The following is a 23,860-nucleotide window of genomic DNA, read 5'->3' on the forward strand; positions in this document are numbered from 1 at the left end:
GTGTTGCCGGCCTTTACGCAGGCGCGTACGGCTGCGCTTCCAGTGGTTGCCCCTTGGCATCGAATCTCAGCGCCACGGACAAGTTGGTGACGCCGATGGTGGCCAGCGCGTCGCAGATGTCGTCGACTTCGTCCTGCAGGTCGGCGGCCAGGTCCAGCGGCTTGTCGGCGCTGTGCAGCAGTGCGCCGCCCGCCGTGCTGACGTTGACGCGCAGCAGCATTTCACCGTGTTCATCGGCCGGGCCGACGACCACCGAGACGTCACCCGCGTCCACCTTGTTTTCCGCCAGTGCATGGTTGATGCCGGACATCATCTGCAGCATCGCATATTCGCTCATGCCTTGTTCCTTGCCGCCGTGGAACAAGTCCTGGTAGAGGAAGCTCACTTCCAGCGCGCTGCCGGCCGGCGCCAGGCAGCGTTTCACCAGGTCGCCCACTTCCGTCGTCCACTGCTGGTAGCGGGCCATGCGCGCATCAAACCAGGCGTCGAGCGCCGCTTCGTCCTTCGGTTCCGTATAGAACGGGTCGTCTACGCGCTTCAGGGCAAAGCCCAGCAGGAAGCGCAGTTCGACGGCCGTGTCCTGCGGGCCGAAAGCCGTCTCGCTCCAGCCGACGATGCTGCTTTCCAGGCCCGGCGTGGCGACGATTTTCTTGTCTGTCATCGACGAATAGGCATCGCGCACCATCTCATGCAGATGGCTATAGGTAATGCGGTCGATTTCATCGAGGTCATAGGCATGGCTCATCAATACCACCTTGGCCTTGGCGCTTTCCAGTTCTGCTTGCTGGAAACTTTTCACCAGCGCTTCGAACGCGTCCTGGTCCTGGAAACTGTCCGCTTCTTTCAGGCCGCCCGTGCTTTGCACCAGCAAGGGCACGACGAAGGCGTTGATTTCCATGGCCGGGGCGTTTTCGCGGCGGATCACGGAAATGGACGCCGCTTCCTCGATATGGCTGCGCAAATACTGGTAGGCGCCCACGTCTTCGTACTTGGAACGCTCGATGGCGTCGTACAGGATTTCATCCTTCTTTTGATTCAAGGCCTTGCGGATCAGGCGGCCGAATTCGACGGCTTGCTCGGCCAGCACCGTGCCCTGCGATTCGCTGTCTTCCTGCTCGGCCAGGTTCAGGGCCATCGTGCACAGCATGCGCGTGACGGATTCGTCCTTGTCTTCAGGCGTGTTGGCGGATTTACGGGGGACAGGGCGCTTATTTTTGGGCATGGCGATCAACAGGTTAAGGAATACGGGTCAGGCAAACGGAAACGGGCGCCAAGGCTTTGCCTGGCGCCGGGACAGATCATACAGGCGGACGCGGCCGCCTGATACTTCAATGGTCGGTATCGAACATCTCGTGCAGCTCGTCGAGCAGGTCGGCGGCTTCTTCCTGCGACAGGCCAAGATGCTGGCATGCAAGCTCACCGCCCTTGTCCCACTCGAGCGAGGTACTGTTGCCATGGTAGCGCTGAATGCCCTTTTCGGCCAGCAGCGACAGGGCGACGAGCGAGCGGATGGCATCGTCCGTGGACGGGTCGGCTAGCACCGTGTAGTCGTGGTGGTGCAAAATCGCCCAGGAAACGTCGGAGGACAGGCCCCAGTTGCGTGCCAGCAAGCAGCCGATGGCTGCGTGGTTGGTCTGGTGGCGCGCGTCTTCCAGGGCCGTAAAACAATTGTGCGCATCGTTGGCCGCCGCCGCGTACGTGTTGACGTAGTCGGCGAAGCGGTTCATCAGCAGGGGCACGCCGATGTCGCAGAACAGGCCGAAGGTGTGGGCGATGTCGGGCGGGGCGATGCGCAGCTTGCGCGAGGTAAATACCAGGGCGCGCGCACGCTTGGCCGACACATCCCAGAAGTGGGTCAGTTCCACGCCTTCCGCTTCCAGCGCCTGGCGCGCCAGCAAGCCCGTCATCATGGCGCTGCACTGGTTAATGCCGAGAAAGTTGATGCCTTGCTCGACGGATTTGGCCTTGCGCGCGGCGCCATAGAACGGCGAATTCGCCAGTTTCAGCAGGGCGCCGGACATGCCGACATCGTCGGCGATGATGCGCGCGATGCGGCGCGGCGACGGGTCCTGTTCGGCCAGTTCGCGCTGCAGGTCGACCAGCAGGCTGGGACGCGGCGGGATACGGATGGAACGCATCAGGGCGTCAACCGGATCTTCCTGCACTACCTGCTTTTGCGCTGCCGCTCTCATCATCATTGCCTTGCCTGTGGTTATTCTGTTGCGCACTGCCGCTGCCGGCCTCGTGGGCGTCTGGTGCAGTGCCCGACGATTATCGCTGTTTATGCATGGCAATAGTTCGTCTCTGCAAATTATTCTGGAAAAAATCCCCGTTTTGGCTTGCTCCATCCCCTATTTTCCACATTTTACGACGCTCCCTATCCCGATACTCATGATGGAAAAATCAAGTTTTATTTGTTTTCAAGGTGGGGCCAGGCGTGCTGCGGACAGTGCGGCAGTACAATTGCCGGATGAAAAAAATCCTCGCGGGTATCGATTTTGCGGACGATTCCAGCAGCGTGGCGCGTCAGTTGATCGGCGTGACCGTGCTGGTGGACGGCGTGGGCGGGCGCATCGTGGAAACGGAAGCGTATGACCGGCTGGACCCCGCCTCGCACACGTATGGCGGCATGACGCCGCGCAATGCGGCCATGTTCGGCCCGCCCGCGCACGCCTATGTCTACCGCTCGTACGGCATTCACTGGTGCCTGAACTTTGTGTGCCGCGAAGCGGGCCATGGCGCGGGCGTGTTGATCCGCGCCATCGAACCGCTCGTGGGACTCGATACCATGCGCGAACGGCGCGGCGTCGAGGATTCCCGGCAGCTGTGTTCTGGGCCGGGCAAGGTGTGCCAGGCGCTCGGTGTGAGCCATCTGCAGAACCGGCTGGCGCTCGATGCGCCGCCGTTCATGCTGCTGGCCCGCGAGGATGAGGTTGCGGTACAGGCGGGGCCGCGCATCGGCATTTCCAAGGCGATGGAGACGCCGTGGCGTTTCGTGCTGGCAGGCTCGCCCTACCTGAGCAAGCCGATGCGCGCGCCTGTCATCGAGTTACCTCGCTAGCCACGCCGGCGTTGGGGCGCATCCTTGGCGTTACGCATGCCGGGCTTGCCGCGCAGCGGACTGTGCAGCGCGCGCCGGTCCTGGGGTGGCGTCATGGCGGGGTCTTGAAAGGCGTCGTCGTCCGCGCCGGCGGGCGTGGCCGGCGCGGCTGGATCCAGGGTAAAGACGCTGACCGCCGCCGACAGTTTGACGGCCTGGTCCTGCAAACTGGCCGCCGCCGCTGCCGCCTGCTCCACCAGGGCCGCGTTTTGCTGCGTGACGTCATCCATTTGCGCGACGGCCTGGTTTACTTCCGTGATGCCCGACGCCTGCTCGGCGCTGGCCTCTTTCACGCGCTGGATGATCTCGTTGACTTGCTGCACCGAGGCCACGATGGCGCCCATGCTGTCGCCCGCCTGCTGCACGGCCACGCTGCCGCCGTCGATGGTGGTGACGGAGGTGGCGATCAGGGTCTTGATTTCCTTGGCCGCCTGCGCCGAGCGCTGCGCCAGGGTGCGCACTTCCGACGCCACCACGGCAAAGCCCCGGCCTTGTTCGCCCGCGCGCGCCGCCTCCACCGCCGCGTTCAGCGCGAGGATATTGGTCTGGAAGGAAATGCCGTCGATCACGCCGATAATCTCCACGATCTGGCGCGAATTGGCGCGTATCGTCGCCATTGTCGCCACCGCTTGCTGCATCGATGCTCCCCCTTGCACGGCCAGGGTCGACGCTTGTCCCGCCAGCTCGCAGGCCAGCTGGGCATTATCCGCATTGTTGTTGACGGCTGCCGTCAAGGTTTCCATGGCGCTCGATGTTTCTTCCAGCGAACTGGCTTGCATTTCCGTGCGCGCCGACAGGTCCAGATTGCCGGTGGCAATTTCGCGCGAGGCCGTGTCGATCGATTGCACGGCGCCCGTGATGGTGCGCAAGGTCTGGTTCAGGTGGGCGATGGTCTGGTCCAGCACGCGCGACGTGGCGGCGATTTCGTCATTGCCCGGCTTGGGGGCGCTGGCCATCAGCTTGCCCGCCGCCAGGTCTTGCACGGCGTCGGCAATGCCGCGGATTTCCACCAGCATGGCGCGGCGCACCAGCATGGTCACCACGATGGAGACGAGGATGGACAGCAGGACCGTCAGCAGCAGGCTCCAGCCCAGGCTGCGGAACTCGGCGCTGGCCGTCGCGTGGGCTTGGCTGCTGAGCGTTGTTTCCAGGGCAGACAGTTGCGCCAGCTGCGTATTGAACTGGACGAATTGGGTTTCCGCCTTGAGCATGGAGTTGGTGGCGATCGACTGGTCCATCTGCGCCATTTCCATGGTTTCCAGTACGGCCTTGCGATAACCGGCCAGGGCCGTGATGGCCGCATCGACCAGGGTGCGCTCGGCACCCGTGGCCGTGGAACGCAGCGTGCCCAGCTGGGCGCCGATGGCCGCGTGGCGCGCCTTGATCTGTTGCTCCAGCGCATCGAGGCGGGCCTTGGCGAAGCTGCCATTCGTCCATGACAGCAGCTGGTACATATTGCCATGTACGTGCTTGGCCTCGCCTAGTACGTCCGCGGCCGCCTTCAAATGCGTAATGCGTACCCGCACCATGTTTTCCAGCGAGGCATTTTGCCGCACCATGCCATACCAGGCACCGCTCGAGCTGAGTATCAGCAACAGCAAGACCAGGGTGGGCGCCAGCAATAATTTTGGTCCGATGCGTAATTGATTGAGCATGCTTGACTCCTGGCTATGGCTGATCAAACCGCAGGCGGCGCGCGGCGTGCACGCCGCCCCTGCCTTATTTTTTGTAGATGCCCGCTTCCAGCACTACATCGTTGACGCGCAGGATGTAGGTGGTTTTCGGCTCGATCTTGCCGCTGGTGGGATTCTTGTATTGGTAGTCGACCCAGCCCTTGCCCTGCTTTTGCGCCAGCTCGATGATTTCACGCCGATATTTCTTGCCATTCGCATCGGGCACATCCGTCAAATCCTTGCCGACGATGGAAGGATTGATCGGGTGGGCCAGCACGATGCCCGTCTTGATGTCGCGCATGTCCACGTACAGCGAGCCCTGCACGAAGTCCGGGTCTTTCGCCGTGATTTTCTTCATCATTTCTTCCTTGCCATGCGCCTTCATGAAGGCGGCGCCCCGTTCGGCCATGGCGATGGCGTCTTTTTCCGTTGGTTCGACCGCGGCACTGACGCTGCCGCCGGCAAATGCCAGGCACAGCAGGCTACCCGTGAATAAGCGTTTCATGAAAGCTCCTTGTGATATCGAGGGATGTGTTGCCAAGCCGTAATTTACGTCGCCGACAGTCCCATCAAATTGCGGTGGAACAAACTTAGGTGTTGCTTGTAGGCAGCATGCAACGTATCGACCGCTTGTTGATATGTAGCAATTTGGTTCCTAGGGGCAAGAACTATGATGACTTTCACAGCATGCCGCGCTGGACTGGCATGGAGAGGAAAAAGCTGGAATTGGCCGATATACGGCCGATTTCATGAAAGTTGTCGCCATTTACAGGCAAGGAGCTGATCGTGTCCGCACTCATTACCGAGCCGTCTGCACCCAAGTTCAAGCCGTATACGCGGCAAACCATTCAACAGGCGCGGCAGTGGGAATGGCTGCCGGAAGAGCAGCGCGAAGCCGTGCAGGTGGTCTCGCACGTCTTGCCGTTTCGCACCAATGAATATGTGCTTGATCAATTGATCGACTGGAACAACATCCCTGACGATCCCATCTACCGCCTCGTCTTTCCCCACCGCGACATGCTGCCGCCGGAGCAGTACGCGCACCTGCGCGACCTGGTGCTGGTGCAGCGCGACAAGGCGGCCATCGACGCCTATGTGCATGGCTTGCGCCTGGGAATGAATCCCCATCCTGCCGGGCAAATGACGCATAACGTGCCGCGGGTCAACGATGCGCCCGTGCGCGGCCTGCAGCATAAGTATGCGCAGACGGTGCTGTTTTTTCCCAGCGCGGGCCAGACCTGCCACGCGTATTGCACTTTCTGTTTTCGCTGGCCCCAGTTCGTCGGCATGGACGACATGAAGTTCGATGCGCGCGAATCAAACGAGCTGGCCGCCTACCTGAAACTGCATCCGGAAGTGACGGACGTGCTGATCACGGGCGGCGACCCGATGATCATGAACACGCGGCAACTGGCGGCCTACCTGGAGCCGCTGCTGGCGCCGGGCCTGGAACACATCCAGAACATCCGCATCGGCACCAAGGCGGTGGCGTACTGGCCGCAGCGCTTTGTCTCGGACCGCGATGCGGATGACTTGATGCGCCTGTTCGAGCGCATCGTCAAGGCGGGCAAGAACCTGGCCGTGATGGGCCATTACAGCCATGCCGTCGAGTTGCGCCAGGACATCGCGCAGCAAGCCGTGAAACGCATCGTTTCCACGGGCGCCACCTTGCGCATGCAGGGGCCGCTGATCCGCCACATCAACGAAGACCCGGCAAGCTGGGCCGAGCTATGGCAGACGGGCACGCGCCTGGGGGCGATTCCGTATTACATGTTTGTGGAGCGGGACACGGGCCCGCGCGGCTATTTCGAGTTGCCGCTGGCGAAGGCGCACGAAATTTTCCAGGCCGCCTACCAGATGGTGTCGGGCCTGTCGCGCACGGTGCGGGGACCGTCCATGAGCGCCTTTCCCGGCAAGATCGTCATCGACGGCATCGTCACCATCAATGGCGAAAAACTGTTTGCCCTGCAATTCTTGCAGGCACGCAACCCGGACTGGGTGCGCCGGCCGTTCTTTGCGAAATTCGATGCGGAAGCGACGTGGATGGACGATTTGAAGCCCGCGTTCGGCCACGATAAATTCTTCTTCGAGACGGATGAACCTGTGCCGCAGCTGCCGCATAAAATCATCCGCCTGGCGCAGGCTGCCTGAGCATGCCTGCCGCCGGTGCGCCCGCCCGTTCCGGCGTGGCCGTGTTTTGCCTGGTGTTCCTGCCATTCGCGCTCGGGCATTACCTGTCGTGCCTGTTGCGCGGCGTCAATGCCGTGCTGACGGCGGAATTGCTGGGCGCCATCGCCCTGACGCCAGCCCAGCTGGGCCTGCTGACCAGCGCCTTTTTTCTCGCCTTTGCGCTGGTGCAATTGCCGGTCGGCATGGCGCTGGACCGTTACGGCCCCCGCACCGTGCAACTGTGGCTGCTGGCGCTGGCGTCCCTGGCCGTGTGGCTGTTCAGCCGGGGCCACAGCTTTGCCGAGCTGATGTGGGCGCGCGCCCTGATGGGGGCGGGGCTGGGCGGCTGTTTCATGGCTGCCGTGAAAGCGATCTCGTGCGCCATCGCGCCGTCGCGGCTGCCCTCCGTGCACGGCTATCTGATCGCCGTGGGTGGCCTGGGCGCGGCCACGGCCACCATGCCCGTCAAGCTGGCCCTGCATTACACGGACTGGCGCGGCGTGTTCCTGGGGCTGGCGCTGGCGGCGCTGGCCGTCGGCTTGCTGATCCGCCTGCTGTCGCCGGCCATGCCCGCGCCTGCCGCAGGCATGCACAAGGTGAGCAAGGTCAGCGTCTGGAGCGTGTACCGCGATCCCGGCTTTCGCCGCACCATCGCGCTGATCCTGTTGCCGCACACGGTGTTCTTTGGCGTGCAGGGCTTGTGGGTGGGACGCTGGCTGGCCGACGTGGGCGGCTTGTCCGATGACAACGTGGCGTATTTGCTGTACCTGGGCATGGCGGCCGTCATCTTCGGCGCCATCGGCATGGGCATGCTGACGGAATGGGCCGGGCGGCGTGGCATTGCGCCCATGCAAGTGGCGGCCGTGGGCATCATCCTGTTTGTCGCCGTGCAAGCGGCGATGGCGTGTAATGTGGTGCCCAGCCTGCCGTTGCTGTCTGTGCTGTTTACCTTGCTGGGCACGGTGACGGGCCTCGAGTATGCGATCGTCGCGCAAAGCATGCCGACCAGCCTGACGGGCAGGGCGGCCACCTGTCTGAATTTGCTCATTTTTACGGGCGCCTTCCTAGTGCAGGCGGGTTTTGGCCTGATCCTCGGCTGCTGGCCCCTGAACGGCCAGCAGCAGTATCCGCCGCAGGCGTATCAGGCGGCGTTTGGCGTGCTGGCGGCCTTGCAACTGCCAGGACTTGCGATGTTTTTCATCAACCGCTACAGGCGTGCCGGGCCATCCGGTAAAATGGCAGCCTGCACAGCGGCAATGATCAACTCCAAGGAAGACTATGAAACTCGTTCGTTATGGACGTCCAGGCAAGGAAAAACCGGGCCTGATCGATGAAGAAGGCAAACTGCGCGACCTGTCCGGCGTGATTGCCGATATTGACGGCGCACAACTGTCCGACAAGGCCTTGCGCAAGCTGGCCAAGCTCGACGAAAAGACCTTGCCCCTGGTGCGCGGCAACCCGCGCTTCGGCGTGCCGCTGGCCAAGGTCGGCAAGTTCATCGGCATCGGCCTCAATTACGCGGACCACGCGGCCGAATCGGGCATGCCGATCCCGGCCGAACCCATCGTGTTCATGAAGGCGATCACTTGCCTGAACGGTCCGGACGACAATGTCGTGCTGCCGAAAGGCTCGAAAAAGACGGACTGGGAAGTGGAGCTGGGCGTGATCATCGGCACGCGCGCGCAGTACGTGAGCGAAGAGGACGCCTTGAAATACGTGGCCGGCTATTGCGTCGTCAACGACATTTCCGAGCGCTCGTTCCAGCTGGAACGGGGCGGCCAGTGGGATAAAGGCAAGGGCTGCGACACCTTCGGCCCTGTCGGCCCGTGGCTGGTGACGCGCGATGAAGTCATCGACGAGCAGGACCTGGACCTGTACCTGGAAGTCAACGGCAAGCGCATGCAGACTGGCAATACGCAAACCATGATCTTCACGGTGGCGCAGATCGTCAGCTACCTGTCGCAATTCATGACCCTGGAACCGGGCGACGTGATCGCCACGGGCACGCCGCCGGGTGTGGGCCAGGGTCGCAAGCCGCAGCGCTTCCTCAAAAAAGGCGACAGCCTGCGCCTGGGCATCGCCGGCCTCGGTGAGCAGCAGCAGGACGTGGTCGCCTGGACTGCCTGATGGCCGGTAGCGATATCGACCGTTTGCCCGCGTTGCCGCTGGACCGGCTTGATGTCCAGCAGCGCGCGGCCGCGCAAGCCATCATCGACGGGCCGCGCGGGGCGCTGTACGGCCCCTTCGTGCCGCTGATCCGCAGCCCCGAGCTGATGGAAACGGCGCAGCGCATGGGGGAATATTTGCGCTACCGCAGCGCCATCGGCACGCGGCTGTCGGAACTGGCGATCCTGGTGACGGCGCGCCAGTGGGACCAGCAAGTCGAGTGGGCCATCCACGCGCCGCTGGCCGTGCAGAACGGCATCGCGCAAGCGGCCGTGGATGCCATCGCCGCGCGGCGCGTACCGCTGGCCCTGAAAGAAGATGAGCAAGCCGTGCACGATTTTTGCATCGAGTTGCAGCAGAACAAGCGCATCAGCGATGCCACGTATGCACGGGCGCTGGCGCTGTTCGGCGAGCACGGCGTGGTCGACTTGATGGGCATCAATGGCTATTACACTTTCCTGGCCATGGTGATGAATGGGGCGCAGACGGCCGTGCCGGCCTTGGGCGTCACGCCTTTGCCCGATTAGAATAGTTCTTCGGGCAAAGATGGATAAAGTGTAATGAAGTTGCAATTATTCAATATATAATTTTGCTTCCCTTCCATTGCCAAAAAGCTCAATGAAAACTCGTCCGTGCATCACCCTGATGGGCCGCGCCTTCCTGGCGCTGGCCCTTTCTTTTTGCCCATTGATGACGGTGCGGGCGCTGGCCGCCGAGACCGCCGCTACGGCTAACCCCAGCGCTTCCGCCCTGGAAAATTCCGTCGTCAAGGTGTTTTCCACCCTGCGCGGGCCGGACCCGTATAAACCGTGGAGCAAGGCCGCGCCGCAGGAGGTGACGGGCTCCGGCGTCGTCATCGAAGGCCGCCGCATCCTCACCAATGCGCACGTGGTCGGCTATGCCAGCCAGGTGCAGATCCAGGCCAATGGCGCGGGCGACAAAATACCGGCCACCGTGCTGGCCATTTCGCGCGGCATGGACCTGGCCTTGCTGAAGATCGACGACGACAGTTTTTTCGCCAGCCACAAGGCGGTGCCACGCGCCAATGTCTTGCCCGACGTGCGCGATGCCGTGCTGGCGTATGGCTATCCGACGGGCGGCACCTCGCTGTCGATCACCAAGGGTATCGTGTCGCGCATCGAATTCGTGCGCTACAACTTTCCCGTCTCCGGCCTGCGCATCCAGATCGATGCGGCCATCAATCCGGGCAATAGCGGCGGCCCCGTGATTGCCGGTGACAAGATGATCGGCCTGGCCTTTGCGGGCATGCTCAATGCGCAAAACATCGGCTACATCATCCCCAACGAGGAAATCGAGCTGTTCCTGCGCGACCAGGAAGGCGGCGCGCCCAAGGGCAAGCCGGCCATGCGCGACGTGACGCAAACGCTGGAAAACCCCGCGTTGCGCACCTACCTGAAACTGGCCAAGGGTGTCGAGGGCGCCGTCGTGATGACGCCGGCCAGCAAGGATGCCGCCTATCCACTCAAGGAGTGGGATGTCATCACGCATATCGGCGATTTTCCGGTCGATAACCAAGGCATGGTCAAGCTGAATGCCAACAGCCGCGTGCGCTTCCAGTACCGCGTGCAGCAGTTGGCGAAAGACGGCGAATTGCCGTTGACGGTGGTGCGCCAGGGCGCGCCCCTGAAAATCAAGGTGCCCGTCTCGGCGGCGCACCCGATGCTCATCAGCGGCCTGCAGGGCAGTTATCCTTCCTATTTCATCTTCGGCCCCATGGTGTTTTCGCGCGCCACGACGGAATTCATGGCGGCGCCCAATGGCAACCCGGCGATCTTGGGCGGCATGGCGTTCGCCGGCAATCCGCTGGCCACGCGGCGCGGCGATGCGCCCGATGCCGAGCGCGAAGAGCTGGTGGTGATCGCCGCGCCGTTCTTCCCGCACAAGCTGATGAATGGCTACAGCACCCGTTTCTTCTCGGTCGTCGATTCCGTCAATGGCGTGCGCGTGCGCAGCCTGGCGCACCTGGTGGCCTTGCTGCGCGACCAGACCGATGAATTGCTGACATTCCGCTTTCAGCAGCGCGATGCGGAAATGGTCGTCGTGCCCCGCAAGGAGATGCTGGCCGCGACGGAATCGGTGCTGACGGACAACGGTATCCGCTCGGAAGCGTCGGCCGACATGCTGAAAATCTGGAACGAAAAAACGCCGGCGAACTGATCGTTCCCGGCGCTTCGTACTTTACGTACAGGTACAACAACAGGCGCGGCGCACACCGCGCCTGTTTTACTTTATGCCAGCACTTTTTTCAGCCACGCGCCGATGGCGTCGATCTCTTCCTGGCACAGCGAGTGCTGCATCATGTATTCATGCCATTCCACCTTGTAACCCATACCGGTGAGCAAGTCGCGCGACTGCTGCGCGCGGCCGATCGGCACCACGGGATCGGCCGTGCCGTGCGCCATGAAGATCGGTGTTTCCAGGCTGGCCGGCGTGCGCTCAAGAGCCGTCTTGTCGGCCAGGGGCAGGTAGCCGGACAGGCACATCAGGCCGGCCAGCGGTTCCGCATGGCGCAAGCCCGTCTGCAAGGTCATGGCGCAGCCTTGCGAGAAGCCGGCCAGGATGATGCGGCTGGAGGGAATGCCGCGCGCCTTTTCGCGCGCGATCAGCGCTTCGATCTGCGCCTGCGAGGAGCGCAGGCCGCCCTCATCTTCGCGGCGCACGAGGTCGTTTACGAGGATGTCGTACCAGGCGCGCATCACATAACCGTTGTTGATGGTGACGGGCATGGTGCCGGCGCTGGGGAAGATGAAGCGGATGGCGGGGCAGCCGCGCAGGTCCAGTTCCTTCACCAGTGGCACGAAATCGTTGCCGTCGGCGCCCAGGCCGTGCATCCAGATGATGGAAACGGTGGGATTCGGTGCGCTGTCGAGTTCTATGGTTTCCAGCAAGGTGCTCATGTATTTTCCTCAGGTAATGGTTGCGCCGGACGCAGCGCCGATTTGGGACGGAAGGCCTTGCAGATGGCCGGGTCGGTTTCCATGTAGGGACCTCCGATGAGGTCGATGCAATACGGCACGGCGGCAAAGATGCCGTTCACCAGTTGCACGCCGTCGGCGTCTTTCAAGCCTTCCAGGGTTTCCTTGATGGCTTTCGGCTGGCCCGGCAAGTTCATGATCAGGCAAGCGCGCTCGGGCGTTTCGCGGATCACGGCCACCTGGCGCGACAGGATCGCCGTCGGCACGAATTGCAGGCTGATCTGGCGCATCTGTTCGCCGAAACCGGGCATTTCCTTGGTGCCCACGCTGAGCGTGGCGTCCGGCGTGACGTCGCGCCGCGCGGGACCCGTGCCGCCCGTCGTCAGGATCAGATGGCAGTGGTTCAGGTCGACCATGTCGATCAAGGTGTTTTCAATCTGCGAGCGCTCGTCCGGGATCAGGCGCTTTTCCAGGCGGAACGGCGTGCGGATGGCGGCGGACAGCCAGCTTTCCAGGGCGGGGATGCCCAGGTCTTCATACACGCCGCCGCTGGCGCGGTCCGAGATCGACACGAGGCCGATAATCAATTCGTCTTCTATCGTGGTCATGGGGCACCTGTCTATGTCGTAAAAAAACCGGGCTGATCCCGGTTTTTCGCTGCTTTCGGGGTCAGACCCGCCGGGTCTGACCCCAGTTGCTTATTCGTCTTCTTCTTGCTCAACGCCATCTTCATCGGCATCTTTCTTGCCGCTGTTGTTCTTCTTGGCGATCTCTTTCAAGATCTGGAAGATTTCGCGGTAGGCTTTCGGCGGCTTGTTCTCGGCTTGCTCCTTGCGGGCATTGCGGATCAGGGTGCGCAGGTGCTGCACGTCCAGCTCCGGGTTTTCCGACAGCAAGACGGTGAGCGCCTTGTCATCCGTCAACAGCTTGTCGCGGCGGCGTTCCATCGCGTGCATATTGGCCGTGTCGGCTTTCGACAAGCCTTTCCAGCTATCGATGGTGCGTTGGATGGCGGCAACTTCTTCTTCATCCAGGGTGCGCATTTTCTTGCCCACGTATTGCAGCTGGCGGCGGCGGCCTTCGTGATCCTTGATTTGCTGGCATTCGAGAATGGCGTCGCGCACGTCTTCCGGCATCGGGACGCGCTTGACGCGGTCGCGTGCCTCATTGACGAGTTCTTCGCCCAGCTTTTGCAGGACGGTCATCTGGCGCTTGAGTTCCGATTTCGACGGACGTTCATATTCCTGTTCGAATTCGGTGGATTGGAAGCCGCAAGCTCCCCGGTTTGGATTTGGCATGATAAGGCGGGATTGGCCGCGTAGGCCGCACCTGTAAACTGTAAACGACTGCTATGATAACCTTTTTAGCGGCTTTCCGAAGAAAACAGCGCATGAACGACTCCGTATTTACCCATAGTCAAGAGCAATTGCAGCAACTGGCCCGTGATGTGTTGTCTTTTGCGCGGGAAGCGGGCGGCACCGACGCTGCCGTCGAGGTCAGCGAAGGCGGCGGCCTGTCCGTTTCTGTACGAAAAGGCAAGATCGAGACGATCGAGCAAAACAAGGACAAGGGCATGGGCGTGACCGTGTTTGTCGGCAAGAAACGCGGCAATGCCAGCACCTCCGACTTTTCGCCGTCCGCCCTGCGCGCCACGGTGGACGCCGCCTACAATATTGCGCGCTTCACGGCCGAGGACGATTGCGCGGGCCTGGCCGACGCCGACATGCTGGAAATGTCCCCCCGCGATTTGCAACTGTTCTATCCCTGGCTCATTTCGACCGAGGAAGCCGTCGCACTGGCCCAACGTGCCGAGGCGGCCGCGTTTGCCGTCGATCCGCGCATCACGAACAGCGAGGGCGCCAGCGTGCACGTGCAGCAATCGCACTTTGTGTCCGCCAATTCGCGCGGCTTCATCGGCGGCTATCCGTTTTCGCGCCACACGCTGTCCGTGGCACCCATCGCCGGCAAGGGCGCGAAGATGCAGCGCGACGACTGGTATTCGTCCGTGCGCGACGCCGCCAAGATGTCGAGCCCGGAAGCCATCGGCCGCTATGCCGCCGAGCGCGCGCTGTCGCGCCTGAACGCGCGCAAGCTGGGCACGCGCACTTGCCCCGTGCTGTTCGAGGCGCCGCTGGCGGCCGGTTTGCTCGGTACCTATGTGCAAGCGACCTCGGGCGGCGCCCTGTACCGCAAATCCACGTTCCTGAACGATTCACTGGGCACGCAGGTGCTGCCGTCGCACGTGCAGATCTTTGAAGATCCGCACGTGATCGGCGGCGTCGGTTCGGCGCCGTTCGACGAAGAAGGCGTGAAAACCGTCAGCCGCGACGTCGTCAAGGATGGCGTGGTGCAAGGCTATTTCCTGTCGACTTATACGGCCCGCAAGCTGGGCATGCAGACGACGGGCAACGCGGGCGGTTCGCACAATCTGTACCTGACCTCGAGCCTGACGGCCGCCAGCGACGATTTTAGTGCCATGCTGAAAAAACTGGGCACGGGCTTGCTGGTGACGGAACTGATGGGACAAGGAACCAATTACGTGACAGGCGACTATTCGCGCGGCGCGTCCGGTTTCTGGGTGGAAAATGGCGTGATCCAGTATCCGGTGGAAGAAATCACGATTGCCGGCAACATGAAGGACATGCTGCGCAACATCGTTGCCGTAGGCGCCGACGTGCTGCGCCGCGGCACCAAAGAGACGGGTTCCATCCTCATCGAGAGCATGGTGGTGGCCGGCGGCTGAGTGCTTGGGGACCCGCCGCGGCTACGCCGCGCAGGCGCCCCATGCTTTACTGCTGGACTTGATAGCCATCCGTCAGGGTGGCCAAAAATTTCACCATATCCTCGATCTCGCCCGCCGTCAGCGCCGGCGCCATGCCGCGCTTGCGGTCGAACGGCGCTTCGCTGACGTTGACGTTGGCGCGGTACCTCGCGGGTACGTCATTGAATTTCTGCACTTTCCCTTGTTGGTCGCGCGGATACCATTCTTGCGGATGCGTATCGCGCCGCGCATAGAAGCGCAGGGCATCGGTCAGGTTGTCGAACACACCGTTGTGGAAAAACACCTGGCGCGTGGCCACATTGCGCAGGCTGGGCACCTTGAAGGCGCCGCACAGCTCGCCTTTCAGCGCCAGGTCCGTGCGGTCGGGACCGCACAAGCCCAAATCGAAATACGCGGGGTCGGCCGTGGCGGGAATGCGCGTATTGCGCGGCACGCCCAGATTGTCGAAACTGAAGTCCGTAAACAAGGGCGGCGCGCCATGTTCGCCCCGCCCGCTGGGGTGGCAAGCGGCGCAATTGCCCTTGCGTTCATCGTTGAACAGGGCCAGGCCACGCAATTCCGCCAGCTCCAGCGGAACCTTGTTGGCCAGGTAGAGGTCATATTTGGAATCGTAGCGGTGGAAGTCCGGCTCTTCCTGCTGGAATTGCTGCAAGGCATAGGTGATGCGGCTGAATGCCTGTTGCGGTTGCGTAAAGATGGCAGCGCCAAAGACGTGCCGGAATGCTTCCGCGTAACTGCCGTTGCGCAGCCGTTCCACCACTTCATCCGTGCTGGCATTGGCCATTTCGTGCGGTGCCAGGAAAGGCCGTTCCGCCTGTTCCGCCAGGCTGGCGGCGCGGCCGTCCCAGTTGATGCCGCCGTTGGGTGCGCCTTCCCCATCAAAGCGGAAGGGCGGAGTGTGTTCCAGGTAGCGCAGCGATGGCGTGGCGCGGTAGCCGTGCGCCTGGCCATCTGCGCCCCCCAGTTGCACGGCCAGTTTGTTGGCTGGCGCGTAAGCATGGGCCGGGTCATGGCAACTGGCACACGACTGCTTGCCCGAGGCGGACAGACTGGCATCGTGGAAGATGCGCCGCCCCAGCTGTGCGGCAGGGCTGAGTTCGGCCGCTGCGCCCGGCATGCCGGGCAAGCCAAGCAACAAAGATATGCACACGTGTGCAAATCGGGTCGGTGAAAATCGCGCCTCAGCGCGTGGCTGGTCTTTGATGGTCATAGGTGGGGTCGCTATCGGCAAGGGGAGGGACAGACAATGCTGCGCCCAGTATAGGCAGCAATAGCCGGCGTGGCAACGATTTGTGATGCTGCGCTGCGCCATGGCGATGCCGCCCGCCGTGCCGGAGGGCGGCACGGGCGGCTGGCCGCGGCACGGTCAGTACGGTCAGTATTGTTCCCACTCGCCTTCCGCCACCATGGCGGGCGCGGCGCTCTTGCGGCTGGCGGGGGCGTTGGCGACGAGCCGGGGCTGGGCCGCCGTGGCGGCTGCGGGCCGTGGCGCCGGCTTTGGCTCCGGCCGCGATGCTGGCGCGACTGGCGCCAGCGCCTGTGTGCCGTCGAGTTTGAACACGCTGACGGCTTCGGCCAGGATGCCCGCTTGATCCTGCAGCGCTTCGGACGCGGCGGCCGCCTCTTCCACGAGGGCTGCATTTTGCTGGGTCACGGCGTCCATTTCCGTGATGGCCTGGTTGATCTGTTCAATGCCCGCTTCCTGCTCGTTGCTGGCGGACGTGATCTCGGCCATGATATCCGTGACGCGCCGCACGCTATTGACGATTTCCTCCATGGTGCTGCCCGCCTGGTTCACGAGGGTGCTGCCAAGACTGACCTGGTGCACGGAATCGTCGATGAGGATCTTGATTTCCTTGGCGGCGGAGGCGGAGCGGTGGGCCAGGTTGCGCACTTCCGTGGCGACCACGGCAAAGCCCCGTCCCTGTTCGCCTGCCCTGGCTGCTTCCACGGCCGCATTCAGCGCCAGGATATTGGTCTGGAAGGCAATGCCGTCGATAACGCTGATGATGTCGACGATTTTCTTCGACGAGGCATTGATGGAATCCATGGTCGTGATCACTTCCGCCACTACCTGGCCGCCCTTGCTGGCCACGCTGGAGGCCGATTGCGCCATCTGGTTGGCCTGGCGTGCGTTTTCGCCATTCTGCTTGACGGTCGACGTCAGTTCTTCCATCGACGAGGCCGTTTCTTCCAGCGAGCTGGCTTGCTGTTCCGTGCGCGAAGACAGGTCCATATTGCCGGAGGCGATTTCACGCGAGCCGTGGGCGATGGCGTCCGTGCCATGGCGCACGCGGGCCACGATGCCTTGCAGATTGTCATTCATCTCTTTCAAGGCGCGCAGCAGCTGGCCCGTTCCATCGTTGCCGCGCGCGTCGATGCTGACCGACAAGTCGCCGGCCGCCACCCGTTGCGCCACCTTGACGGCATCGGCGATGGGCCGGCTGATGGAACGGCTGATCAGGATGGCCAGCGCGATGGCAATGGCCGTCGCCGCGATGGACAGGGACAAGGTCAGGATGATGGCCATGCGCCCATCGGCGGCGGCTTGCTTGCCTTCGCTTTCCATCAGCGATTCCTGGAAGCTGGTCATGGCCGCCAGGGCCGTCAAGAATTTTTCTTGCGGATAGCGCAACTGCGTCAACAGGAAGATGCCCGCCGTTTCCGATTTGCCTTCTTGTAATAGTTTGATGTTCGCATCGCGCGTCCTGGCATAGCTTTCGCGGCTGCTCATCACGGCCTGGAGCAGTTCCTGGCCCTTGGGCGTGTTGATCATGGTTTTCAGGCGCGCCAGCAGCTCCGTATTCTTTTTGATCGAGGCCTGAATCTTGGTCACGGAACTGCTGACTTCGTCGGCATCGTTGGCGCCGATGATGGCGATGCTCAGCAGGCGGGCCTGGATATTGACCTCGGACTGTATCGTATTCGACAACATGACCTTGACATAGCGGTCGTTGAGAATTTTTTCCGTCGAGGTGTTGATGTTGCGAATGCGGCTGATGGAAACAAATGCCACCATGGCAAGCAGGACAATGATCAAGCCGAAACTGACGGCCAGGCGGGTACTGATTTTAAGCTTATACATAGGTCATTCATCCTCGGCGAAAAGCGGAAAGCGTGCGCAGGGAATCGTCCCGCGGACAGGCTGTGTCCATTCAAGACGATGCTGATGCGGTCAGTTTGCGTTACAGAAAGCTAATTCGGCAGGGACAGGGCCGTGGATGCGTATTGCCGGTGGCCGGGAAGTCATTGGCGACCCGCCCGGCGAGATATTCTTGCGGGGCAGCGCAGCGTGGCGCGGCCCGATTCTGTTGCTTAGTGTAGGACGATAATTTCTGACAGGCAAGATGTTAGGAAAAAAATCCGCTCGGCCAGCAACGCTTGTCGTGCGGTCAAAAAAAATGCCCCGGCGAGCGGGGCAAGGGATCAAGCGGGCCGTGTCGGCCCAGGCGCTCAGGCGCGCAAGGTGGACAGGATAGGTTGCAGCACGGCCGCGCCCAGTGCGGCGCTGCGGGCGCCGCTCCAGCCCGTTTGCGGGTCGGGATCGTTGGCGTTGTCCTTGAACGGCAATTCCAGGGTCAGCGACAGGCAGCCGAAAGCGTGCGTGATGTGGGGCGAGCCCATGGTCAGCACTTCCGGCGTGAACGGGCCGTCTTCATAGCCATGCTCATCCTGGAAGTCGGGGCTGGCCACCTTGAAGTCGGCGATGAAGCGGTCTTGCTCGGCCTTTTGTGCTGGCGTGAAATTTTCCAGCGCATCGCTGCCGGCCACGAAGACGTAGGGCAAGCCTTCGTCACCATGCACGTCGAGGAACAGGTCGCAACCGATTTCATGCATTTTCTGTTTCACCAGGAACACTTCCGGGCTGCGCTCCATGGTCGGCGTCATCCATTCGCGGTTCAGGTTGGCGCCGGCCGCGTTGGTGCGCAGGTTGCCGTGCACGGAACCGTCCGGGTTCATGTTCGGCACCACGTAGAAGACGGCGTCCTGCAGGCACTGGCGGGCAAAGGGATTGGCCTGGTCCAGCAAGGCTTCAAGCATGCCTTCGACAAACCACTCGGCCATCGTCTCGCCCGGATGCTGGCGCGCGATGACCCAGACTTTTTTCTCGGCATCGGCGTCGCCGACGACCAGCAGATTCATGTCGCGGCCTTCCACCGTGCTGCCCAGGTCGATCAGGCGCACGAGCGGCGACGCTTGCGCGCTGTCGATCAGGGCCAGGTGGCGGTCCCATGGATACGGTTCGAAATAGGCGTAGTAGACGCTTTCTTCCTCGGGGGTGTGTTCGATGGTCATCACCGTGCCGTCAAAGCTGGTCGGCACGCGGAACCAGGTTTCGCGGTCGTAGCTGGCCACGGCCTGGTAGTCTTTCCAGCCGTCCGGGTAGGCGGACTTGCCGGCATTCATGAAGCGGATCGTGCACGCCTCGCCTTGCGCGCCTTGCAGGCGGAAGTAAAACCACTGCGTGATGTCGGCGTGGGAATCCTTGCGGATGTTCAGTTCGATGGACTGGGCATCGTCGGCGCGCAGCACCTCGATCGCGCCGGCGTCGAATTGCTGGCTGATTTTAATGGTCATGAGTGTTCCTGATAAAAACGTATGGGTTTTGCATCGTGTGCAATGGCGCGATGATACCTGTTTTGCGGTGGCCTTTGTGCTGGCGCAAACGATGACGGACATGCTTTGCTAACGTGGAAGCTCCGACATGGGGAGATCATCATGGACGACCATAGCAACCACATACGCGAACTGGAAAAGAAAATCAGCGCCCTCAGCGACGCGCTGGCGCACCTGGGCAAGGGCACGACCTTGCAGGAATTGCTGCGCATCATACGTTTCCCCGGCTACACGACGCCGGCCGAATTCAGCTTCAACGTCGCCATCCTCGACACCATGCTGGTGCAGGCCAATGCGCTGGAAAAGCTGGGGCAGGATTTGCTGGCGGGGGCCAAGCAGGTGGTGGCAAAACAGTGAGCAGGCGGTGACTTACAACACCTAACAAAACCGTAGCGAGCGGAAGGGAGTTGTGGTTGAGAAGCGCAACTGTACGAAGGTACAGTGAGCATCGCAGGCCGCAAATACCGACGCGCAGTAGGTTTTGATAGGTGTTCTTATTCCTGAACACCTGAAAAATGGCCAGGGCAAGGCGCAGGGCCGCAGGCAGTACGAACGTACGCCCAGGCCCTGCAACGCCGCCATGGACGTTTTATCAGGTGTTCAGTCCGCCGAAGCGTTCGTAAAACCACGGCTCCACGTCCGGCGCGTGCTCATCCTCGCGACGCAGGGTGGCCAGGATGTGTTCCTCTGCAGGAGCATACGTGATGCGGTACAGGTCGCGCGCCAGCGCATAGGCTTGCGTGCCAGGCCACGGTTCGGGCAGCAGTTCGACGGGCAGTTGCGGGTCGTGCAACTGCACGCGACGGTAGGCGTGCGTCAGCAGCGAGCGGATGACGAACGCTTGCTCCGCATCGAACACGGGTTCTTCCTGCAGCAGGGTCAGCAGCGGCTGGAAGCTGGCGATGAATTTTTCGTAGCCAGCCATCACTTCCGACAAGTCCCAGCAGTCGCCCACCATGTCGCGCAGGGGACGCGTGCTGACGCCTGGCAATTCCGTGGTGTGGCAGACATACAGCTTGCCCTGCACCTCGTTGCGCACGAGGATATCTTCCAGCGCCTCCGCATTGCTGGCCGGATGGCCAAAGATGCCGGGAGAGATCAAGCCGTAGCCCGCCCACAATAATTCCTTGCGCAGCGCGCCCCGTTCGGCGGCGCCGATGCTGCCGGCCGGACCGATCACCAGGGTCCAGCTGCCATCCCAGTGCACGACCAGCGGCGCGTAGATGCGGCGGTAGGCGCGTTCGAAGCGGGCCAGCGCCTCCGGGCGTATCGCATAGGCGCTGCGGCGGCCGTCGCGCTGCGAGCTGAGCCAGCCTTCCTGCGCCAGGCGGAACACGCTGGTGCGCAATAGCCGGTCATTGACGCCGAATGGCGCCAGCAGTTCGATCAGGCTGCCCAGCCAGATGGCGCCGCCGCGCGGCACGATGGCGTCGCCGAAGATGGTCATCACCAGGGACTTCGAGCGCGGTGGGTCGCTTTCCAGGAAATCGGCTATCCATGCCGTGCAGCGGGTGTTCTTCATGTGGTTCCGGTCTGGCCGTGTTGCGGTCGGTTCAATAAAAGCAGCAGTTTACTTGGCTGCGCGGGTAGCGCGGCAATAATTTGCCGGAAGCGCGGGTAGCGCCCCATGGTGTTTTCTCATAAGCAATATCATACGCACAAAAAAGCTGCACAAGATACGATTTTTTAAAATGATTCACATCAAGTGTATGCAAATCGTTTTTTGTATCGTATTATCTGTTTATCGCACCGCGTTGCTGCGCAAAATCAAAGACATGGGAGACACATCATGTACGCACAAATGGTTGAAACCGGCCTCAAGAACGTCCGCTCCATCGACGACATGGGCCAGGAAGAGCGCGCTTTCCAGGCGCGCATCGACGAAGGCATCAAGATCGAGGCCAAGGACTGGATGCCGGACGCCTACCGCAAGACCCTGATCCGCCAGATTTCGCAGCACGCGCACTCGGAAATCGTCGGCCAATTGCCTGAAGGTAACTGGGTCACGCGCGCACCGACCCTGAAACGCAAGTCGATCCTGCTGGCGAAGATCCAGGACGAAGCGGGCCACGGCCTGTACCTGTACAGCGCCGCGGAAACCCTGGGCGTGTCGCGCGACGATTTGCTGGCCGCCTTGCATTCTGGCAAAGCCAAGTATTCCAGCATCTTCAACTATCCCACCCTGTCGTGGGCCGACATGGGCGCCATCGGCTGGCTGGTCGACGGTTCCGCCATCATCAACCAGATTCCCCTGTGCCGCTGTTCCTACGGTCCGTATGCGCGCGCCATGATCCGCGTCTGCAAGGAAGAATCGTTCCATGCGCGCCAGGGCTACGACATCATGATGTCGCTGTGCAAGGGTACGCCCGCACAGAAAGCCATGGCGCAAGATGCCTTGAACCGCTGGTGGTGGCCATCGCTGATGATGTTCGGCCCGTCCGACGCCGCCTCCGTCAACAGCGCGCAATCGGCGCAATGGCGCATCAAGCTGTTCTCGAACGATGAATTGCGCCAGCGCATGGTCGACCAGACCGTGCCGCAAATCGAATACCTGGGCCTGACCGTGCCCGATCCCGACCTGAAGTTCAATGCGGAGACGGGCCACTATGAATTCGGCGAGATCGACTGGGCCGAGTTCAACAATGTCCTGAAGGGTAATGGCCCGTGCAATCGCGAACGTTTGCAAACGCGCGTGAAAGCGTATGAAGACGGTGCATGGTTCCGCGATGCCTTGGTCGCGTATGCCGACAAGCAAGCCGCCAACAAAGCAGCAGCGTAATTACATAAGACAGATAGGGGATAGCAACATGAGCAAAGAATGGCCATTGTGGGAAGTGTTCATCCGCAGCCAGCACGGCCTGGCGCACAAGCATGTAGGCAGCCTGCACGCGTCCGACGCCGCCATGGCGGTCAACCATGCGCGCGACGTCTACACGCGCCGCAATGAAGGCGTGAGCATCTGGGTGGTGCGCGCGGCCGATATCGTCGCCAGCAGCCCCGGCGACAAGGGCGCCCTGTTCGAACCGTCGAACAGCAAGGTGTACCGCCATCCCACCTTCTTCCCGATGCCGGAAGAAGTCAAGAACCTGTGATGGGAGCGCCTGCAATGGATGACAAGGTCAACTACCTTTTGCGCCTGGGCGACAACGCCCTGATCCTCAGCCAGCAGCTGTCGCAGCTGTGCGGCAAGGGACCGGCGCTGGAAGAAGACATGGCGCTGACCAACGTGGCGCTCGATCTGTTGGGCCAGACGCGCTTGTGGTTCAGCTATGCGGCCGAACTGGAAAACGCGGGCCGCGACGAGGACGACATTGCCTTTTTGCGCGATGCCCACGATTTCAAGAACTGCCTGCTGGTCGAACAGCCGAACGGCAATTACGCCGACACCATGATGCGCCAGTTCTTCTTCGACAGCTGGCACTACTTCCAGCTGCTGGAACTGACGAAATCGGCGGATGCGCGCATCGTCGAAGTGGCGCAAAAGTCGATCAAGGAAGTGACGTATCACCTGCGCCGCAGCGGTGACCTGATCGTGCGCCTCGGCGACGGCACGGCGGACAGCCATGCGAAAACGCAGGCGGCCGCCGACAAGCTGTGGATGTACACGGGCGAGATGTTCAAGTACGACGCCGTCGACCAGGCCATGGTCGCCGCCGGCATCGCGCCGCCATCGGACGTGCTGCGCCGGGCCTTCCTCGAGCACGTGGCCGAGATCTTCGCCGAAGCCACCTTGACCATGCCGGCGCCCGACGCCTGGATGCAAAAGGGCGGCAAGCAGGGCACGCACACGGAACACCTGGGTTTTATTCTGGCCGAGATGCAGTTCCTGCAGCGCGCCTACCCCGGGGCGGAGTGGTAATGAACACGCCCATGGCAGCGCTGGACGCGGCCCAGGTCTGGGCCTGGCTCGGCGATGTGCCTGACCCGGAAATCCCCGTCATTTCGGTGGTGGACCTGGGCATCGTGCGCGCCGTCGAAGTGACGGATGGCGATGCCTGCATCGTGACGATCACGCCCACATATTCGGGATGTCCGGCCATGCAAGTGATCGCCGACGCCGTCACGGATGCCTTGCGCAGCCATGGCGTGGCCAGGGTGACCCTGGTGAACCAGCTGGCGCCCGCCTGGACCACGGACTGGATGAGCGAGGCGGGCAAGGTCAAGCTGAAAGGCTATGGCATCGCGCCGCCGCAGCAGCAGGTGATCGATATCAGCGGCTTGCGTGGTGGCGTGAAACGGCAACCGATGCCCAAGCTGGACGTCATTTGCCCGAACTGCGGCTCCACGCATACGCAGCTGACCAGCCAGTTCGGCTCCACGCCGTGCAAGGCCCTGTACAAATGCCTGGCTTGCCGCGAACCGTTTGACTACTTCAAGTGCCACTAAAAAAATCAGGCACACGTTCCGAAGAAACTGG

The 23,860-nt window shown here is 62.1% G+C and carries 23 protein-coding genes; 12 read left to right on the forward strand and 11 right to left on the reverse strand.

What is annotated here, in order from left to right; genetic code table 11:
- Window positions 1–13 precede the first annotated feature (13 nt).
- Together JAB8_RS19310 and JAB8_RS19315 are read right to left on the reverse strand one after the other, a co-directional pair.
- Window positions 14–1,222 carry a hypothetical protein gene (locus JAB8_RS19310; RefSeq protein WP_070291072.1) on the reverse strand — a complete coding sequence of 403 codons (1,209 nt, stop codon included), beginning with the start codon at window positions 1,220–1,222 and terminating at the stop codon, window positions 14–16.
- 106 nt (window positions 1,223–1,328) lie between these two features.
- Window positions 1,329–2,195, reverse strand: coding sequence for an HDOD domain-containing protein (locus JAB8_RS19315; protein WP_070291073.1), 867 nt, complete (start codon window positions 2,193–2,195; stop codon window positions 1,329–1,331).
- Between the two features lie 275 nt (window positions 2,196–2,470).
- Between JAB8_RS19315 and JAB8_RS19320 the strand changes: the two genes are divergently transcribed.
- Window positions 2,471–3,061 (forward strand): DNA-3-methyladenine glycosylase, encoded by a 591-nt coding sequence (locus tag JAB8_RS19320; RefSeq protein ID WP_070291017.1) that lies wholly within the window; start codon window positions 2,471–2,473, stop codon window positions 3,059–3,061.
- On the opposite strand, the gene JAB8_RS19325 is transcribed toward JAB8_RS19320, so the two are convergent.
- Together JAB8_RS19325 and JAB8_RS19330 are read right to left on the reverse strand one after the other, a co-directional pair.
- Window positions 3,058–4,755: a methyl-accepting chemotaxis protein gene (locus JAB8_RS19325; protein ID WP_070291018.1), complete on the reverse strand. Its 1,698-nt coding sequence runs from the start codon at window positions 4,753–4,755 to the stop codon at window positions 3,058–3,060. The two genes, JAB8_RS19320 and JAB8_RS19325, sit on opposite strands and share 4 nt — an antisense overlap.
- A 64-nt stretch (window positions 4,756–4,819) precedes the next feature.
- The gene (locus JAB8_RS19330) at window positions 4,820–5,278 is read right to left on the reverse strand and encodes a cache domain-containing protein (RefSeq protein WP_034780434.1); all 459 of its coding nucleotides are present in this window, start codon (window positions 5,276–5,278) and stop codon (window positions 4,820–4,822) included.
- 281 nt (window positions 5,279–5,559) lie between these two features.
- Between JAB8_RS19330 and JAB8_RS19335 the strand changes: the two genes are divergently transcribed.
- The 5 genes from JAB8_RS19335 (at window position 5,560) to JAB8_RS19355 (ending at window position 11,286) form a co-directional block, all read left to right on the forward strand.
- On the forward strand, window positions 5,560–6,924 hold the full coding sequence (locus JAB8_RS19335) for a lysine 2,3-aminomutase (protein WP_070291074.1): 1,365 nt from the start codon (window positions 5,560–5,562) through the stop codon (window positions 6,922–6,924).
- Window positions 6,925–6,926: 2 nt separating this feature from the next.
- The gene (locus tag JAB8_RS19340) at window positions 6,927–8,276 is read left to right on the forward strand and encodes an MFS transporter (RefSeq protein ID WP_175445218.1); all 1,350 of its coding nucleotides are present in this window, start codon (window positions 6,927–6,929) and stop codon (window positions 8,274–8,276) included.
- Window positions 8,221–9,069 carry a fumarylacetoacetate hydrolase family protein gene (locus JAB8_RS19345; protein WP_070291020.1) on the forward strand — a complete coding sequence of 283 codons (849 nt, stop codon included), beginning with the start codon at window positions 8,221–8,223 and terminating at the stop codon, window positions 9,067–9,069. The genes JAB8_RS19340 and JAB8_RS19345 overlap by 56 nt, the downstream gene beginning before the upstream one ends.
- A complete protein-coding gene (locus JAB8_RS19350; protein ID WP_070291021.1) occupies window positions 9,069–9,635 on the forward strand; it encodes a carboxymuconolactone decarboxylase family protein in 567 nt (188 codons plus the stop codon). Before JAB8_RS19345 ends, JAB8_RS19350 begins: the two co-directional genes overlap by 1 nt.
- Window positions 9,636–9,726: 91 nt before the next feature.
- Entirely contained in the window at window positions 9,727–11,286 is a 1,560-nt protein-coding gene (locus tag JAB8_RS19355) for a S1C family serine protease (protein ID WP_254679550.1), read from the forward strand.
- Window positions 11,287–11,357: 71 nt separating this feature from the next.
- Here JAB8_RS19355 and JAB8_RS19360 read toward each other — a convergent pair whose 3' ends face one another.
- From JAB8_RS19360 to yjgA, 3 genes are all read right to left on the reverse strand, one after another.
- Window positions 11,358–12,026, reverse strand: coding sequence for an alpha/beta hydrolase (locus JAB8_RS19360; protein WP_070291023.1), 669 nt, complete (start codon window positions 12,024–12,026; stop codon window positions 11,358–11,360).
- Entirely contained in the window at window positions 12,023–12,652 is a 630-nt protein-coding gene (gene mog / locus JAB8_RS19365; protein ID WP_070224232.1) for a molybdopterin adenylyltransferase, read from the reverse strand. Before mog ends, JAB8_RS19360 begins: the two co-directional genes overlap by 4 nt.
- Window positions 12,653–12,742: 90 nt before the next feature.
- Window positions 12,743–13,342, reverse strand: a complete 600-nt coding sequence (yjgA, locus tag JAB8_RS19370; RefSeq protein WP_070224233.1) for a ribosome biogenesis factor YjgA — start codon at window positions 13,340–13,342, stop codon at window positions 12,743–12,745.
- Between the two features lie 92 nt (window positions 13,343–13,434).
- On the opposite strand from yjgA, the gene pmbA reads away from it, so the two are divergent.
- Window positions 13,435–14,787: a metalloprotease PmbA gene (pmbA, locus tag JAB8_RS19375; protein ID WP_070291024.1), complete on the forward strand. Its 1,353-nt coding sequence runs from the start codon at window positions 13,435–13,437 to the stop codon at window positions 14,785–14,787.
- A 46-nt stretch (window positions 14,788–14,833) separates the two neighbouring features.
- Here pmbA and JAB8_RS19380 read toward each other — a convergent pair whose 3' ends face one another.
- From JAB8_RS19380 to JAB8_RS19390, 3 genes are all read right to left on the reverse strand, one after another.
- Complete coding sequence (locus JAB8_RS19380; RefSeq protein ID WP_254679551.1) at window positions 14,834–15,943, reverse strand: cytochrome c peroxidase; 1,110 nt, start codon at window positions 15,941–15,943, stop codon at window positions 14,834–14,836.
- Window positions 15,944–16,201: 258 nt separating this feature from the next.
- A complete protein-coding gene (locus JAB8_RS19385) occupies window positions 16,202–17,911 on the reverse strand; it encodes a methyl-accepting chemotaxis protein (protein WP_070291025.1) in 1,710 nt (569 codons plus the stop codon).
- A gap of 368 nt (window positions 17,912–18,279) precedes the next feature.
- Window positions 18,280–19,404, reverse strand: a complete 1,125-nt coding sequence (locus JAB8_RS19390) for a M14-type cytosolic carboxypeptidase (protein WP_034746346.1) — start codon at window positions 19,402–19,404, stop codon at window positions 18,280–18,282.
- A gap of 141 nt (window positions 19,405–19,545) precedes the next feature.
- Here JAB8_RS19390 and JAB8_RS19395 point away from each other — a divergent pair, with 141 nt between their 5' ends.
- Entirely contained in the window at window positions 19,546–19,800 is a 255-nt protein-coding gene (locus JAB8_RS19395; RefSeq protein WP_070291026.1) for a hypothetical protein, read from the forward strand.
- Window positions 19,801–20,035: 235 nt separating this feature from the next.
- On the opposite strand, the gene paaX is transcribed toward JAB8_RS19395, so the two are convergent.
- Window positions 20,036–20,965, reverse strand: a complete 930-nt coding sequence (gene paaX / locus JAB8_RS19400) for a phenylacetic acid degradation operon negative regulatory protein PaaX (protein ID WP_070224237.1) — start codon at window positions 20,963–20,965, stop codon at window positions 20,036–20,038.
- Between the two features lie 267 nt (window positions 20,966–21,232).
- Here paaX and paaA point away from each other — a divergent pair, with 267 nt between their 5' ends.
- Genes paaA through paaD form a run of 4 tightly spaced genes read left to right on the forward strand, consistent with a single transcriptional unit; the run spans window position 21,233 to window position 23,829 of the window.
- Window positions 21,233–22,222: a 1,2-phenylacetyl-CoA epoxidase subunit PaaA gene (gene paaA, locus JAB8_RS19405; protein WP_070291027.1), complete on the forward strand. Its 990-nt coding sequence runs from the start codon at window positions 21,233–21,235 to the stop codon at window positions 22,220–22,222.
- A 28-nt stretch (window positions 22,223–22,250) separates the two neighbouring features.
- On the forward strand, window positions 22,251–22,535 hold the full coding sequence (gene paaB / locus JAB8_RS19410) for a 1,2-phenylacetyl-CoA epoxidase subunit PaaB (RefSeq protein ID WP_070224239.1): 285 nt from the start codon (window positions 22,251–22,253) through the stop codon (window positions 22,533–22,535).
- The gene (gene paaC, locus JAB8_RS19415; RefSeq protein ID WP_275528104.1) at window positions 22,535–23,302 is read left to right on the forward strand and encodes a 1,2-phenylacetyl-CoA epoxidase subunit PaaC; all 768 of its coding nucleotides are present in this window, start codon (window positions 22,535–22,537) and stop codon (window positions 23,300–23,302) included. The genes paaB and paaC overlap by 1 nt, the downstream gene beginning before the upstream one ends.
- The gene (gene paaD, locus JAB8_RS19420; RefSeq protein WP_070291029.1) at window positions 23,302–23,829 is read left to right on the forward strand and encodes a 1,2-phenylacetyl-CoA epoxidase subunit PaaD; all 528 of its coding nucleotides are present in this window, start codon (window positions 23,302–23,304) and stop codon (window positions 23,827–23,829) included. Before paaC ends, paaD begins: the two co-directional genes overlap by 1 nt.
- Window positions 23,830–23,860 lie beyond the last annotated feature (31 nt).

It is taken from the genome of Janthinobacterium sp. HH106, from assembly GCF_001758725.1.
In the GTDB taxonomy this organism is placed as follows: domain Bacteria; phylum Pseudomonadota; class Gammaproteobacteria; order Burkholderiales; family Burkholderiaceae_D; genus Janthinobacterium.